At 71.8% G+C, this 13,935-nt stretch carries 13 protein-coding genes; 4 read left to right on the forward strand and 9 right to left on the reverse strand.

Annotated features, from left to right (window positions below; translation table 11 throughout):
* From V7793_RS21540 to hrcA, 3 genes are all read right to left on the reverse strand, one after another.
* A partial coding sequence (locus V7793_RS21540) for a nitronate monooxygenase (protein ID WP_336008959.1) occupies positions 1-464 on the reverse strand: 464 nt, incomplete at its 3' end.
* 162 nt (positions 465-626) lie between these two features.
* Entirely contained in the window at positions 627-1,763 is a 1,137-nt protein-coding gene (dnaJ, locus tag V7793_RS21545; protein WP_336008940.1) for a molecular chaperone DnaJ, read from the reverse strand.
* A complete protein-coding gene (gene hrcA / locus V7793_RS21550; protein WP_179080842.1) occupies positions 1,764-2,780 on the reverse strand; it encodes a heat-inducible transcriptional repressor HrcA in 1,017 nt (338 codons plus the stop codon).
* A 186-nt stretch (positions 2,781-2,966) separates the two neighbouring features.
* Between hrcA and V7793_RS21555 the strand changes: the two genes are divergently transcribed.
* Positions 2,967-3,719 carry an MBL fold metallo-hydrolase gene (locus V7793_RS21555; protein ID WP_336008943.1) on the forward strand — a complete coding sequence of 251 codons (753 nt, stop codon included), beginning with the start codon at positions 2,967-2,969 and terminating at the stop codon, positions 3,717-3,719.
* A 5-nt stretch (positions 3,720-3,724) separates the two neighbouring features.
* Positions 3,725-4,555: a DUF3097 domain-containing protein gene (locus V7793_RS21560; RefSeq protein ID WP_336008945.1), complete on the forward strand. Its 831-nt coding sequence runs from the start codon at positions 3,725-3,727 to the stop codon at positions 4,553-4,555.
* A gap of 116 nt (positions 4,556-4,671) precedes the next feature.
* On the opposite strand, the gene hemW is transcribed toward V7793_RS21560, so the two are convergent.
* The 3 genes from hemW to lepA all read right to left on the reverse strand — a co-directional run bounded on the left by hemW (position 4,672) and on the right by lepA (position 10,098).
* Positions 4,672-5,904, reverse strand: a complete 1,233-nt coding sequence (hemW, locus tag V7793_RS21565) for a radical SAM family heme chaperone HemW (protein WP_336008947.1) — start codon at positions 5,902-5,904, stop codon at positions 4,672-4,674.
* A 177-nt stretch (positions 5,905-6,081) separates the two neighbouring features.
* Positions 6,082-7,971, reverse strand: coding sequence for an AMP-dependent synthetase/ligase (locus V7793_RS21570; RefSeq protein ID WP_336008949.1), 1,890 nt, complete (start codon positions 7,969-7,971; stop codon positions 6,082-6,084).
* A gap of 246 nt (positions 7,972-8,217) precedes the next feature.
* A complete protein-coding gene (gene lepA, locus V7793_RS21575; protein ID WP_336008951.1) occupies positions 8,218-10,098 on the reverse strand; it encodes a translation elongation factor 4 in 1,881 nt (626 codons plus the stop codon).
* A gap of 213 nt (positions 10,099-10,311) precedes the next feature.
* Here lepA and rpsT point away from each other — a divergent pair, with 213 nt between their 5' ends.
* Complete coding sequence (gene rpsT, locus V7793_RS21580) at positions 10,312-10,578, forward strand: 30S ribosomal protein S20 (RefSeq protein ID WP_168097138.1); 267 nt, start codon at positions 10,312-10,314, stop codon at positions 10,576-10,578.
* A gap of 308 nt (positions 10,579-10,886) precedes the next feature.
* Here the strand turns inward: rpsT and holA are convergent, their stop codons facing one another.
* The gene (holA, locus tag V7793_RS21585; protein WP_336008954.1) at positions 10,887-11,873 is read right to left on the reverse strand and encodes a DNA polymerase III subunit delta; all 987 of its coding nucleotides are present in this window, start codon (positions 11,871-11,873) and stop codon (positions 10,887-10,889) included.
* 72 nt (positions 11,874-11,945) lie between these two features.
* On the opposite strand from holA, the gene V7793_RS21590 reads away from it, so the two are divergent.
* Positions 11,946-12,218, forward strand: coding sequence for a hypothetical protein (locus V7793_RS21590; RefSeq protein ID WP_079110497.1), 273 nt, complete (start codon positions 11,946-11,948; stop codon positions 12,216-12,218).
* Position 12,219: 1 nt separating this feature from the next.
* Here the strand turns inward: V7793_RS21590 and V7793_RS21595 are convergent, their stop codons facing one another.
* Both V7793_RS21595 and V7793_RS21600 read right to left on the reverse strand, forming a co-directional pair.
* Positions 12,220-13,074, reverse strand: a complete 855-nt coding sequence (locus tag V7793_RS21595) for an arylamine N-acetyltransferase family protein (RefSeq protein ID WP_336008956.1) — start codon at positions 13,072-13,074, stop codon at positions 12,220-12,222.
* 7 nt (positions 13,075-13,081) lie between these two features.
* Positions 13,082-13,935 (reverse strand): ComEC/Rec2 family competence protein (locus tag V7793_RS21600; protein WP_336008958.1); only part of this gene is annotated, 854 nt, incomplete at its 5' end.

A 13,935-nucleotide genomic window follows, 5' to 3' on the forward strand; every position in this document is an offset into this window, starting at 1 on the left:
GCCGAGGTCACGGTGACGACGGTCAGCGTGCCGGCGGCGGCGAGGGCGGCGACGGCCTCGGGCGAGGGGCAGCCGAACGTGAACGAGACGACCGGCACGGGGTCGTCGAGGAGGATCGCGAGCTTCGCGTCGTAGGCGTCGTCACCGCCGTGGTCCCGGTCGCCCAGCGGCGTCTCGTACCAGGCGGACTCGCCGGCGAGCTGCTCGGCGTAGACCTCGACCGCGGCCGGGTCGGCGGCGGGGGGCTGCGGCATGAACAGATTCACACCGAAGGGTGCGGCGGTACGGGCGCGAAGCTGCTTGATCTCTTCGTACATCGCCGCGGGCGTCTTGTAACCGGCGGCCAGGAAGCCGAGGCCGCCGGCCTCGGACACCGCGGCCGCGAGGGCGGGCCCGGAGACGCCGCCGGCCATGGGCGCCTGCACGACCGGGTGCCGGCACAGGCCGGTGAGCACGGAGGCCACCCTGGGTTCGTATGCCATGACCACATCGTGTCACAGACCATGTCAATCACCGGACGGGCTCGATCCGAGCCCGTCCGGTGAAAAAGACCACACAGGTGCGTAGAGGACCAGGGGGGTGCGCAGCCGGGCGCTCAGCGCCCGGAGCGACCCCCGGCCCGGCGCCTACCGCCCGTTGAACGCGTCCTTCAGCCGCGAGAACAGCCCCTGCTGCCCCGGCTTGAACTCGCCCATCGGCCGCTCCTCGCCCCGCAGCTTCGCCAGCTGCCGCAGCAGCTCTTCCTGCTGCGGGTCGAGCTTGTTGGGGGTGATGACCTCGACGTGCACGATGAGGTCGCCGCGGCCGCCGCCGCGCAGGTGCGTGACGCCCCGCTGGTGCAGCGGGATCGACTGGCCCGACTGCGTACCGGGCCGGATGTCGATCTCCTCGACGCCGTCCAGGGTCTCCAGCGGCACCTTCGTGCCGAGGGCCGCGGCCGTCATCGGGATGGTGACCGTGCAGTGCAGGTCGTCACCGCGGCGCTGGAAGACCGTGTGCGGCTTCTCGTGGATCTCGACGTAGAGGTCGCCGGCGGGGCCGCCGCCGGGGCCGACCTCGCCCTCGCCCGCGAGCTGGATCCGGGTGCCGTTGTCGACACCGGCCGGGATCTTGACCGTCAGGGTGCGCCGCGAGCGGACGCGGCCGTCGCCGGCGCACTCCGGGCAGGGCGTGGGCACGACGGTGCCGAAGCCCTGGCACTGCGGGCACGGCCGGGAGGTCATCACCTGGCCGAGGAAGGAGCGGGTGACCTGCGAGACCTCGCCGCGGCCGCGGCACATGTCACACGTCTGGGCGGAGGTGCCGGGGGCCGCGCCCTCGCCGCTGCACGTGGTGCAGACGACGGCGGTGTCGACCTGGATCTCCTTGGTCGTCCCGAAGGCGGCCTCGTCGAGGGTCACTTCGAGACGGATCATGGCGTCCTGGCCGCGCCGGGTGCGCGAGCGCGGGCCGCGCTGCGACGCCTGTCCGAAGAAGGCGTCCATGATGTCGGAGAAGTTGCCGAAGCCCGCGCCGAAGCCACCGGCGCCGCCACCGCCGCCGGACGCCGAGAGCGGGTCGCCGCCGAGGTCGTAGACCTGCTTCTTCTGCGGGTCCGAGAGCACCTCGTAGGCGGCGTTGATCTCCTTGAACCGCTCCTGCGTCTTCGGGTCCGGGTTGACGTCCGGGTGCAGCTCGCGGGCGAGGCGGCGGAAGGCCTTCTTGATCTCGTCCTGCGAGGCGTCGCGCCGTACGCCCAGGACCGCGTAGTAATCCGTGGCCACTTACGACTCCGCCAGGATCTGTCCGACGTAACGTGCCACTGCGCGTACCGCTCCCATCGTTCCGGGGTAGTCCATGCGGGTCGGTCCGACCACGCCGAGTTTGGCGACTGCCTCGTCGCCCGAACCGTAGCCGACGGCGACGACCGATGTGGAGTTCAGTCCCTCGTGAGCGTTCTCATGACCGATGCGCACCGTCATCCCGGAGTCCTTGGCCTCGCCCAGCAGCTTCAGCAGGACGACCTGCTCCTCCAGCGCCTCCAGCACGGGCCGGATGGTGAGGGGGAAGTCGTGACCGAAACGGGTGAGATTGGCGGTGCCGCCGATCATCAGCCGCTCCTCGGTCTCCTCGACCAGCGTCTCCAGCAGGGTGGCCAGCACCGTAGAAACGGTTCCGCGGTCCTCCTGCTCGAAGGACTCGGCCAGATCCGCCACCAGCTGCGGGACGTCCGTGAACCGGCGGCCCACGACACGGCTGTTGAGCCGCGCGCGCAGATCCGCGAGGGAGATCTCGCCGATCGGGGCCGGGCAGTCGATCATGCGCTGCTCGACCCGCCCGGTGTCCGTGATCAGCACGAGCATCACGCGGGCCGGAGCCAGCGAGAGCAGCTCCACATGGCGCACCGTCGAACGGGTCAGCGACGGATACTGCACCACCGCGACCTGCCGGGTCAGCTGCGCCAGCAGGCGGACCGTACGCCCCACGACGTCGTCCAGGTCGACGGCGCCGTCCAGGAAGTTCTGGATGGCGCGCCGCTCCGGCGTCGACAGGGGCTTGACGCCCGCCAGGCGGTCGACGAAGAGCCGGTAGCCCTTGTCGGTCGGGATACGGCCGGCGCTGGTGTGCGGCTGGGCGATGAAGCCCTCCTCCTCCAGCGCGGCCATGTCGTTGCGCACCGTGGCCGGGGAGACGCCCAGCCGGTGCCGCTCGGTGAGGGCCTTGGAGCCGACCGGCTCCTCTGTACCCACATAGTCCTGGACGATGGCGCGCAACACCTCGAGCCTGCGTTCGCTCAGCATCGCGCGCACCTCCAAGTCCAGACCGTCTTACGGGGCCCGTTCCTGGCACTCAGCAGTCGCGAGTGCCAAAGCCCTCCAGCCAGTGTACGGCCGTGCACCACAGGCAGGGCAAGAGCCGTCCCCGCCGCGTGCCCGCGGCAGGACGCCGGACGGGCAACCGTACCGCGCTCCCGCTAGCGTCCTGCTATGGACAGCGGTCAGCAAGGCCACGGGGATGCAGCACGGTGGGAACGGCTCGCGCCGGGCGTCGCGCGCCGCCGAATGCCGACGTGGGACGCCACCGTCGGGGTCGTCACAGGCAGTACGGGCGTGCTGCTCGTGGACACCGGCTCGACGGTCGCCGAGGGCGCGGAGATCGGGCACGAGGTGCGCGAACTGTTCGGCCGGGGAGTGACGTATATCGCTCTGACGCACCCCCACTTCGATCACGTCTTCGGCACGGCGGCCTTCCCGGGCGCGGAGGTGTACGCGGCCGTGGGCGCCGCCGAGCTGATGCGGCGCGAGCGCGAGGAGCTGCGCCTGGACGCGGAACGGTACGGGCTCGCGCCCGGCGCCGCCGCGGAGGCCGCCGAGCGGCTCGTCACGCCCCGGCACCCGGTCAGCGGGGAGCTGACGCTGGACCTGGGCGGCGGGCGTCAGGCGCTCCTCGCCAACCTCGGGCCCGGCCACACCGCGCACGACCTGGCGGTCTTCGTCGCGGGCTCGGGCGGGGCGCCCGAGGTCGTCTTCTGCGGGGACCTGGTGGAGGAGTCCGGCCGGCCCCAGGCCGGGCCGGACGCGCTCCCCCACCGGTGGCCCGCGGCCCTGGACCGGCTGCTGGCGCTCGGCGGCGAGGACGCGCTGTACGTGCCGGGGCACGGGGCGGTGGTGGACGCGGCGTTCGTACGGGCGCAGCGGGACGCCTTGGCGGTGCGCTTCGGCGTGTCCCCGGAAGAATGATCGCCATGCGCAGCAGACAGTACGGACCCGATCTCACTCCCCCGTGGAAGAAGCAGCAGCCCGCACCCGAGGTGGCCGCCGACGCCGGCCTCGTGGTCGAGGAGGTCACCACCGGTTTCTGCGGGGCGGTGATCCGGTGCGAGAAGACGGCGCAGGGGCCGACGGTCACCCTGGAGGACCGCTTCGGCAAGCACCGGGTCTTCCCGATGGAGCCCCGCGGCTTCCTCCTGGAAGGACGCGTCGTCACCCTCGTACGCCCCACGGGTGCGGCACGCGCCCCCCAGGGACCGGCACGGACCGCCTCCGGCTCGATCGCCGTCCCCGGGGCACGGGCACGCGTCGCCCGGGCGGGCCGCATCTACGTGGAGGGCCGCCACGACGCCGAGCTGGTGGAGCGGGTGTGGGGCGACGACCTGCGCATCGAGGGCGTGGTCGTCGAGTACCTGGAGGGCATCGACGACCTCCCGGCGATCGTCCGCTCCTTCGCCCCCGGGCCGGACGCCCGGCTGGGCGTCCTGGTCGACCACCTCGTGCCGGGGTCGAAGGAGTCCAGGATCGCGGCGGAGGTGACGGGCGAGCACGCGCTGGTCGTGGGTCACCCGTACGTGGACGTGTGGGAGGCGGTGAAGCCGTCGTCGGTGGGCATCCGGGAGTGGCCGCGGGTGCCGCGGGGGCAGGACTGGAAGACGGGGGTGTGCGAGGCGCTGGGGTGGCGCCCCGTGCATACGGGCGCCGCGTGGCAGCGGATCCTTTCGAGCGTGCGCTCGTACAAGGACCTGGAGCCGGAATTGCTGGGACGCGTCGAAGAACTGATCGACTTCGTGACGGCTCCCTGACCGGACGCCGGACGGACTGGCATCCAGCCCGTCCGGCGTTTGAGGACGACGCGCGTCAGCGCGGACAGGGGGCTGGGGCGCAGCCCCAGGAAACGGCGAAAGGGTGGGACCGGGGCTCAGTCCACCAGATCCCGCACCACGGCATCGGCGAGCAGCCGCCCCCGCAGGGTCAGGACCGCACGGCCCGCCTCGTACGGCCCGGTCTGCAGCAGGCCGTCCGCGAGCGCGCGCTCGGCCGCCGCCGCGCCCGCGGGGCGCAGCAAGGACAGCGGGCAGCCCTCCAGCAGCCGCAGCTCCAGCAGGATCCGCTCGACCCGCCGGTCCTCGTCCGCCAGGACCTCCCGTCCCGCCCCGGGCGACCGTCCCTCGGCCAGCGCCTGCGCATACGCGCCCGGGTGCTTGACGTTCCACCACCGCACGCCCCCCACGTGGGAGTGCGCGCCGGGTCCCGCGCCCCACCAGTCGGCCCCGCGCCAGTAGAGCTCGTTGTGGCGGCAGCGGCCGGCGTCGGTCGTGGCCCAGTTGGAGACCTCGTACCAGGAGAAGCCGGCGGCCGTGAGCGCCTCCTCGGCGATGAGGTAGCGGTCGGCGTGGACGTCGTCGTCGGTCATCGGGACCTCGCCGCGGCGGATGCGGCGGGCCAGCTGGGTGCCCTCCTCGACGATCAGCGCGTACGCGGAGACGTGGTCGGGGCCGGCGCCGATCGCCGCGTCGAGGGAGGCGCGCCAGTCGTCGTCCGACTCCCCGGGGGTGCCGTAGATCAGGTCGAGGTTGACGTGCTCGAAGCCCGCCGCGCGCGCCTCGCCGACGCATGCCTCGGGGCGGCCGGGCGTGTGCGTGCGGTCGAGGATCTTCAGGACGTGCTGCCGGGCGCTCTGCATGCCGAAGGAGATCCGGTTGAAGCCGCCCTCGCGCAGCTCGGCGAGGTAGCGCGGGTCGACGGACTCCGGGTTGGCCTCGGTGGTGACCTCCGCGCCGTCCGCGAGGCCGAACTCGTCGCGGATCGCCGCGAGCATCCGCACCAGGTCGGCGGCGGGCAGCAGCGTGGGCGTGCCGCCGCCGACGAAGACGGTCTCGACGGGGCGCGGGTCGTCGCCCAGGACCTTCCGTGCGAGGCGGATCTCCTCGGCGACCGTCTCGGCGTAGTTGTCCCGCGAGGCGAGCGCGCCGCCGGAGCCGCGCAGCTCGCTCGCGGTGTACGTGTTGAAGTCGCAGTACCCGCAGCGCGTCGCGCAGTAGGGCACGTGCAGGTAGAACCCGAGCGGCCGCTGCCCGGCGCCGGTAAGGGCGTGACCGGGCAGGGCCCCGTCCTCGGGCATGGGTTCGCCGTCAGGCAGTACGGAAGGCATGGGTCCATTGTCCGGCATCGCCGGAGCGGACCGGCCGGGCCGGGACGTCCCGGTCCGGACTGCCCCGGTCCGGACCGGCCGGATCACCGCCCGGGGAACGCCTCGGGGCACCTCCCCGGGATCGCCCGGCGGCGATGCACCCCGGTGATCCACCCCACGGCGATCACCCGGCGGCGATCACTTCTCGCGGGCCCCCTCGTACATCTCCTCGATCAGGTCCTTGTAGCGCCGCTCCACGACCGGCCGCTTCAGCTTCAGGCTCGGCGTGAGCTCGCCGTGCTCGACGTCGAGGTCGCGCGGCAGCAGCCGGAACTTCTTGATCGTCTGCCAGCGCTGCAGGCCCTCGTTGACCCGCTCGACGTAGCCCTCGACGAGCTCGGTGGTGCGCGGGTCCGCGACGACCTCGGCGTAGGACTTGCCCGCCAGGCCGTGCTCGGCGGCCCAGGTCATGAGGGTGGGCTCGTCGAGCGCGAGGAGCGCGGTGCAGTAGTTGCGGTCGGCGCCGTGCACGACGGCGTTGGAGACGAAGGGGCACAGGGCCTTGAAGCGGCCCTCGATCTCGGTCGGTGCGACGTACTTGCCGCCCGAGGTCTTGATCAGGTCCTTCTTGCGGTCCGTGATGCGCAGGTAGCCGTCGGGCGAGAGCTCGCCGATGTCGCCGGTGTGGAACCAGCCGTCGCTCTCCAGGACCTCGGCCGTCTTCTCGGGCAGGCCGTGGTAGCCGGCCATGACGCCGGGCCCGCGCAGCAGGATCTCGCCGTCGTCGGCGATGCGGACCTCGGTGCCGGGCAGCGGCTTGCCGACGGTGCCGGTGCGGTAGGCATCGCCGGGGTTGACGAAGCTGGCGGCGCTGGTCTCGGTGAGGCCGTAGCCCTCCAGGATGTGGATGCCGGCGCCGGAGAAGAACAGGCCGATGTCCACGGGCAGCGCGGAGGCGCCGGAGATGCAGGCGCGCAGCCGGCCGCCGAAGGCCTCGCGGATCTTGGCGTAGACGAGGGCGTCGGCGATCCGGTGCTGCGCGGCGAGGCCGAAGGGGACGGTCTTGCTGCCGGTGCGGCGGAAGTTCTCCTGCGAGACCCTGGCGTACTCGCGGGCGACCTCGGCGGCCCAGCGGAAGATCTTGTACTTGGCGCCGCCGCCCTCGCGGGCCTTGGCGGCGACGCCGTTGTAGACCTTCTCGAAGATGCGCGGGACGGAAGCCATGTAGGTGGGCCGGACGACCTTGAGGTTCTCGGCGATCCGGTCCTGCCGCCCGTCGACGGCAGTGACGTGCCCGGTGCTGATCTGGCTGCACGTCAGGACCTTGCCGAAGACGTGGGCGAGCGGCAGCCACAGGAACTGCACGTCGTCGGGGCGGACCATCTCGGTGGCCTGGATGGCGCGCGCCATGTACGACCAGGTGTCGTGGGGCAGGCGGACGCCCTTGGGGCGGCCGGTGGTGCCGGAGGTGTAGATGAGTGTGGCGAGCTGCCCGGAGCGCAGGGCCGCGATCCGGTCGCGGACGGTGCCGGGCTCGGCCTCCAGGCGGGCGGCGCCGCGCCGCTCCAGCTCGGCGAGGGAGAGCACCCAGCCGTCGGGGTCGCCGTCGGCCGCGACCGCATCCTTCTCGTCGATGACGACCACGTGCGCGAGTCCGGGCAGGTCGGCGCGGTGCTCGCGGGCCTTGGCGAGCTGGGCCGCGTTCTCCGCGATGAGCACGCGGCTCTCGGAGTCGGAGAGGATGAACGCCGTCTCCTCGGCGTTGGTGCTGGGGTAGACCGTGGTGGTGGCGGCGCCGGAGCAGAGCACGCCGAGGTCGGCGAGGATCCACTCCACGCGGGTGGCGCTGGAGAGGGCGACGCGCTCCTCGGCCCGTACGCCGAGGTCGGCGAGGCCCGCGGCGATCGCGAAGATCCGCTCGGCCGCCTCACCCCAGGAGAGCGAGGCCCAGGTTTCGGCGCCCTGGCCGGAGGGGGCGGGGACCGGGTAGCGGTAGGCCTCCGCGTCGGGTGTCGCCTCGACGCGTTCGAGGAGGATCGTCGCCACGGAGGGCGGCCGGTTCTCGATCAAAGCCTGTGTCTCGGTCACGGCGTCCTCCGGGGCCCGATCGTTGCTGGTGACTCACGAGTAACCTTCCAAGCAGTGATCAGCGTAAGCCGCCCGGGCCCGCTGCGTAAGGGCCTGGGATGGGCTTATCGAAGCTGTGACCAGCAGGCGCGCCCCCGGCGCGGCCAATGACGCAAAAGCGCCCGCTCCCCAAGGGGGAACGGGCGCTTTCGGGGCGCTGCGAGGCGGGTGCCGGCGGGTCGCTTCGCCGGGGCCGCCTCGCCGGGGTTACTTCTTGCCCTTCTCCCCGGACTCGTCGCTGGACAGCACCGCGATGAAGGCCTCCTGGGGGACCTCCACGCTGCCGACCATCTTCATCCGCTTCTTGCCTTCCTTCTGCTTCTCCAGCAGCTTCCGCTTACGGGAGATGTCACCGCCGTAGCACTTGGCGAGGACGTCCTTGCGGATGGCGCGGACGGTCTCACGGGCGATGACGCGGGAGCCGATCGCGGCCTGGATCGGCACCTCGAAGTTCTGCCTGGGGATGAGCTCGCGCAGCTTGGCGACGAGCCGCACGCCATAGGCGTAGGCCTTCTCCTTGTGCGTGATCGCGGAGAAGGCGTCGACCTTGTCGCCGTGCAGCAGGATATCGACCTTGACCAGGTCGGCGGTCTGCTCGCCCGTGGGCTCGTAGTCGAGGGAGGCGTAGCCGCGGGTCTTGGACTTCAGCTGGTCGAAGAAGTCGAAGACGATCTCCGCGAGGGGGAGGGTGTAGCGCAGCTCGACCCGGTCCTCGGAGAGGTAGTCCATGCCCAGCATCGTGCCGCGGCGGGACTGGCAGAGCTCCATGATCGCGCCGACGAACTCGGTGGGCGCGAGGACGGTCGCCTTGACGACCGGCTCGTGCACCTCGGCGATCTTGCCCTCGGGGAACTCGCTCGGGTTGGTGACGACGTACTCGGCGCCGTCCTCCATCCGCACGTTGTAGACCACGTTGGGCGCGGTGGCGATGAGGTCCAGGCCGAACTCGCGCTCGAGCCGCTCGCGGACCACGTCGAGGTGGAGCAGGCCGAGGAAGCCGACGCGGAAGCCGAAGCCGAGGGCGGCCGAGGTCTCCGGCTCGTAGACGAGCGCTGCGTCGTTGAGCTGGAGCTTGTCGAGGGCCTCGCGCAGCTCCGGGTAGTCCGAGCCGTCCAGCGGGTACAGGCCCGAGAAGACCATGGGCTTCGGGTCCTTGTAGCCGCCCAGGGCCTCGGTGGCGCCGTTCTGCTGGGAGGTGATCGTGTCACCGACCTTGGACTGCCGGACGTCCTTCACACCGGTGATGATGTAGCCCACCTCGCCGACGCCCAGGCCGTCGGCCGGGAGCATCTCGGGCGAGTTGGTGCCGATCTCCAGCAGCTCGTGGGTCGCGCCGGTCGACATCATCTTGATGCGCTCGCGCTTCTTGAGCTCGCCGTCGACGACACGGACGTAGGTGACCACGCCGCGGTAGGAGTCGTAGACCGAGTCGAAGATCATCGCGCGGGCCGGGGCGTCCTTGACGCCGACGGGCGGCGGGACCTCGCGGATGACGCGGTCGAGCAGCTCGGGCACGCCGACGCCGGTCTTGGCGGAGACGCGCAGCACGTCCTCGGGCTCGCAGCCGACGAGGTTGGCGAGCTCGGCGGCGAACTTGTCCGGCTGGGCGGCAGGCAGGTCGATCTTGTTGAGGACCGGGATGATCGTGAGGTCGTTCTCCATCGCCAGGTAGAGGTTGGCGAGGGTCTGGGCCTCGATGCCCTGCGCGGCGTCGACCAGGAGGATGCAGCCCTCGCACGCGGCGAGCGAGCGCGAGACCTCGTAGGTGAAGTCGACGTGACCAGGGGTGTCGATCATGTTGAGGATGTGGGTGTCGCCCACGGTCTTCGCATCGGACGCAGCCTCGGTGGGCGCCCAGGGGAGACGGACGGCCTGGGACTTGATCGTGATGCCGCGCTCGCGCTCGATGTCCATCCGGTCGAGGTACTGCGCACGCATCTGCCGCTGGTCGACCACGCCGGTCAGCTGGAGCATCCGGTCGGCGAGCGTCGACTTGCCATGGTCGATGTGCGCGATGATGCAGAAGTTACGGATCAGAGCCGGGTCGGTACGGCTCGGCTCCGGCACGTTGGTAGGGGTCGCGGGCACGCAGGATCCATTCGGTGACTTCGGCGTTTGAACGCTGGTCTCGGCGGGAGTCGGGTATACGACTCCCCCATCGTCCCATGACCGGCGGGCTCGGTCCGGTTTGGGCGGCCGGAGGGGCTACTGGTAGCCTGGTCCACTGTGCCTGTCGTGCCCTCTACACGGTGGTCACACCACGCAGTACTCGAAATCCAACGAACCTGAAAAGGCTCTTTCGTGGCGAACATCAAGTCCCAGATCAAGCGGAACAAGACCAACGAGAAGGCGCGCCTGCGTAACAAGGCCGTCAAGTCCGCGGTCAAGACCGCTGTCCGTGCGGCCCGCGAGGCCATCGTCGCCGGTGACGCCGCCAAGGCCACCGCCGCCGTCGCCCTGGCCGGCAAGAAGCTCGACAAGGCCGCCACCAAGGGTGTCCTGCACAAGAACGCCGCCGCCAACAAGAAGTCGGCGCTGGCCAAGCAGGTTGCCGCCCTCAAGGGCTGAAGCCTTTCCGGGGCGTGAGCCCCGGTCCTTCGCCGGCACCGGACCCAGCGGACCCTCTCTACCGCTCCGGTACGGCACCCCGCCGCGCACGGTCGTTCGCCACGCGGGCGCGGCATGAGCCTCACGGCTCGATGAACGAACCCGGGCCCCGGGTCACCCTTTCCCCAAGGGTGACCCGGGGCCTTTGGGGTTTTCGGGGCCTTTGGGGTTTTCGGACCTCGTCCGTCCTCGTCCGTCCTTGATCGCTGAAGGGGTCAGAACATGTTCTGACCCCTTCAGCGATCAAGGACGGATGGTGCTGAAGATGCTCAGCCGCGGCTACGGGCCGCCCTCGCGACGGCGACGACCGCCTTTTCGAGCGCGTACTCCGGATCGTCACCGCCACCCTTGACGCCGGCGTCGGCCTCCGCGACAGCGATCAGCGCCGCGGCCACCCCGTCCGCCGACCATCCGCGCATCTGCTGCCGCACCCGGTCGATCTTCCACGGCGGCATCCCGAGATCCCTGGCCAGGTCCCCGGGCCGCGCCCCGCGGGGGGCGGAGGCGAGCTTGCCGATGGCGCGGACGCCCTGGGCGAGCGCGCTCGTGATCAGGACGGGCGCGACGCCCGTGGACATCGACCAGCGCAGCGCCTCCAGCGCCTCGGCGGTCCGCCCCTCCACCGCGCGGTCGGCGACGGTGAAGCTGGAGGCCTCGGCGCGGCCGGTGTAATAGCGGCTGACGACGGCGGCGTCGATCGTGCCGTCGACGTCGGCGACGAGCTGCGCGCAGGCGCTGGCCAGCTCCCGCAGGTCGCTGCCGATCGCATCCACCAGGCTCTGGCAGGCCTCGGGCGTCGCGGAGCGGCCGGTGGCCCGGAACTCGCCCCGCACGAACGCCAGCCGGTCGGCAGGCTTGGTCATCTTGGGGCAGGCGACCTCGCGCGCCCCGGCCTTGCGCGCCGCGTCCAGCAGGCCCTTGCCCTTGGCGCCGCCCGCGTGGAGCAGCACCAGGGTGATCTCCTCGGCAGGCGCGGAGAGATACCCCTTCACGTCCTTGATCGTGTCCGCCGAGAGGTCCTGGGCGTTGCGGACGATCACGACCTTGCGCTCGGCGAAGAGCGAGGGGCTGGTCAGCTCGGCGAGGGTGCCCGGCTGGAGCGCATCGGGGGTGAGGTCGCGGACGTCGGTGTCGGCGTCGGCGGCGCGGGCGGCCGCGACCACCTCCCGGACGGCGCGGTCCAGCAGGAGATCCTCCTGGCCCACGGCGAGCGTGAGGGGGGCGAGCAGATCGTCGGTTGCAGTCTTCCTGGCCATCGCATCCAGCATCCCACGCGCTACTGACACCTCCCCCCGCGCAGCCGTCCTCCGGTATCGCACAATGTGCGTGTGAGCAGCCGTTATCTCTCTTCAGATACCGATTCCGTACGACACCTCCTGGTGCTTCCCGACCGTGACGCCGCCGAGGAGGCGGCCGAGGAGGCCGCCCAGCGCTTCACCCTGGACGACGACCCGCAGATAGTGCGCGAGGCGCTGGCCGGCGAGGACGACGCCGAGGACGCCCAGTGGCTGGTCGTCCTGGAGGACCCGGAAGGGGAACTCGACCTCGCCGCCCTGCGCGAGCTCGCCGAGGAGTACGACGGCTGGCTCGAAAGGGAGTGACTCACCCCTCCGCGGGGACCGGACCGCCCGCCTGCGCTCCGGCCTCCTGCGGACCGCCCGCCTGCGCCGGGCGTGCCTGCGACGGGCCCGCCTGCGGTACGCGCTCCAGCTCGATACCGAAGTGCTCCCGGAAGGCGGGCAGGATCTCCTCCTCCGTCAGCGCCAGCACCTGACGGCCCGTCGGTCCGGTGGTCACCAGGGTGCGGTCGCTGATGGTGACCCGGCCCTCGCCGGCGAGCATCGAGCAGATCACCGCGCGGGTGAAGAGGGACTTGGGCGACGTGCGGTGCCACCAGCAGCCGCCCTCGAAGTCCGCAAGCTCCCGGGGCCGGTGTTCGAGGCGGTACTGCAGCTCACCGTCCTTGATGACGTCGAGGTCCCCGTCCTCCGTCTCGGCTATCCGGAAGGTCCCGGCGGGGTCGGGCTGTTCCCCGCGCTCGTCGAAGCGCAGCGGGTAGTGGCTGTTCCTGCCGAAGCCGACGTCCACCAGCCACGGCTCCTCGGCGTCGACCCGCAGCGCGAGGTGGTCGAAGGGCGGCCCGAACGCGCCGTCCGGCCCCACCACCCGCCCGGCCAGCAGCGTGACCCGGTAGCCCAGGGCGCTCAGCAGCGCGGCGAAGGCGCCGTTGAGTTCGTAGCAGAATCCGCCGCGCCCGGCGGTCACCTTGGCCACGAGGGCGGCGGGGTCCAGCACGACCTCCTCGCCCAGGTGGACCGAGAGGTTCTCGAAGGGCACCGCCTGCAGGTGGCGGACGTGGAGCTCGCGCAGCGCCTCCAGGTCCGGCGCGGAGGGGCGGGTGACGCCGATGCGGCTCAGGTAGGCGTCGGCCGCCTCGTCGCTGATGATCTTGTCCATGGGTCAGTTATCCCTCAGGCCGGGGCCGGTGACATCGGGCTGTGGTCCTGCATCTCTGTGTTCTTGCTCTCTCGTCCCGTGGTCCTTGGTCCCTGCCCTCCCGTCCCTGTTTTCTCATCCCTGCCCTCCCGCCCTGTTTTTCTCGTCCCTGTCTTCTCGTCCCTGTTCTCCGCCGGCCCACGGAAGCCCTCGTGACCGCCGCGACCTCCCTCCCCGCGCCCGTCACCGCGACCGGCCCGTCGGCGTCCGTGCGGACCACGGCCGCACCCTGCTCCCGTAGCGCGGCGAGCGTGCGCGGCGACGGGTGCCCGTACGGGTTCCCTGCACCGGCCGAGACGACGGCCAGGCGCGGGCGGACCCTGCGTATCAACTGGGGGTCCTGGTACGCGGAGCCGTGGTGGGCGACCTTCAGGACGTCCACGGCGGGCAGCCCGGGATACGCCTCCGCGAGGGCCTGCTGAGCGGGCGGTTCGAGGTCGCCGAGGAGCAGTGCGGTCAGGCCGCCGCTGCGGACCAGCAGGGTGACGCTGGCGTCGTTGGGGCCCTCCTCCGCCACGGCCGACGTGCCCGCGGGCGGCGGCCACAGCACCTCCCACTCCAGCTCCCCCAGCCTGCCGCGCTCCCCCGGCCGGGCCGTGGTCACCGGCACGTGCGCGCGCCCGGCCTCGCGGCGGACGAAGGCTGCCCGGCCCGGGGGTTCGGCGAGCGACGTCGTCTCCACGGCCCCGACCGCGCGCCCGCGCAGCACCCCGGGCAGGCCGTCGACGTGGTCGGCGTGGAAGTGGCTCAGCAGAACGAGGGGCACCCTGTCCACGCCGAGGGTCCGCAGGCACCGGTCGACCGCGCGCGGCTCCGGGCCGG

It is taken from the genome of Streptomyces sp. KLMMK (assembly GCF_036961605.1).
Taxonomy (GTDB): domain Bacteria; phylum Actinomycetota; class Actinomycetes; order Streptomycetales; family Streptomycetaceae; genus Streptomyces; species Streptomyces telluris.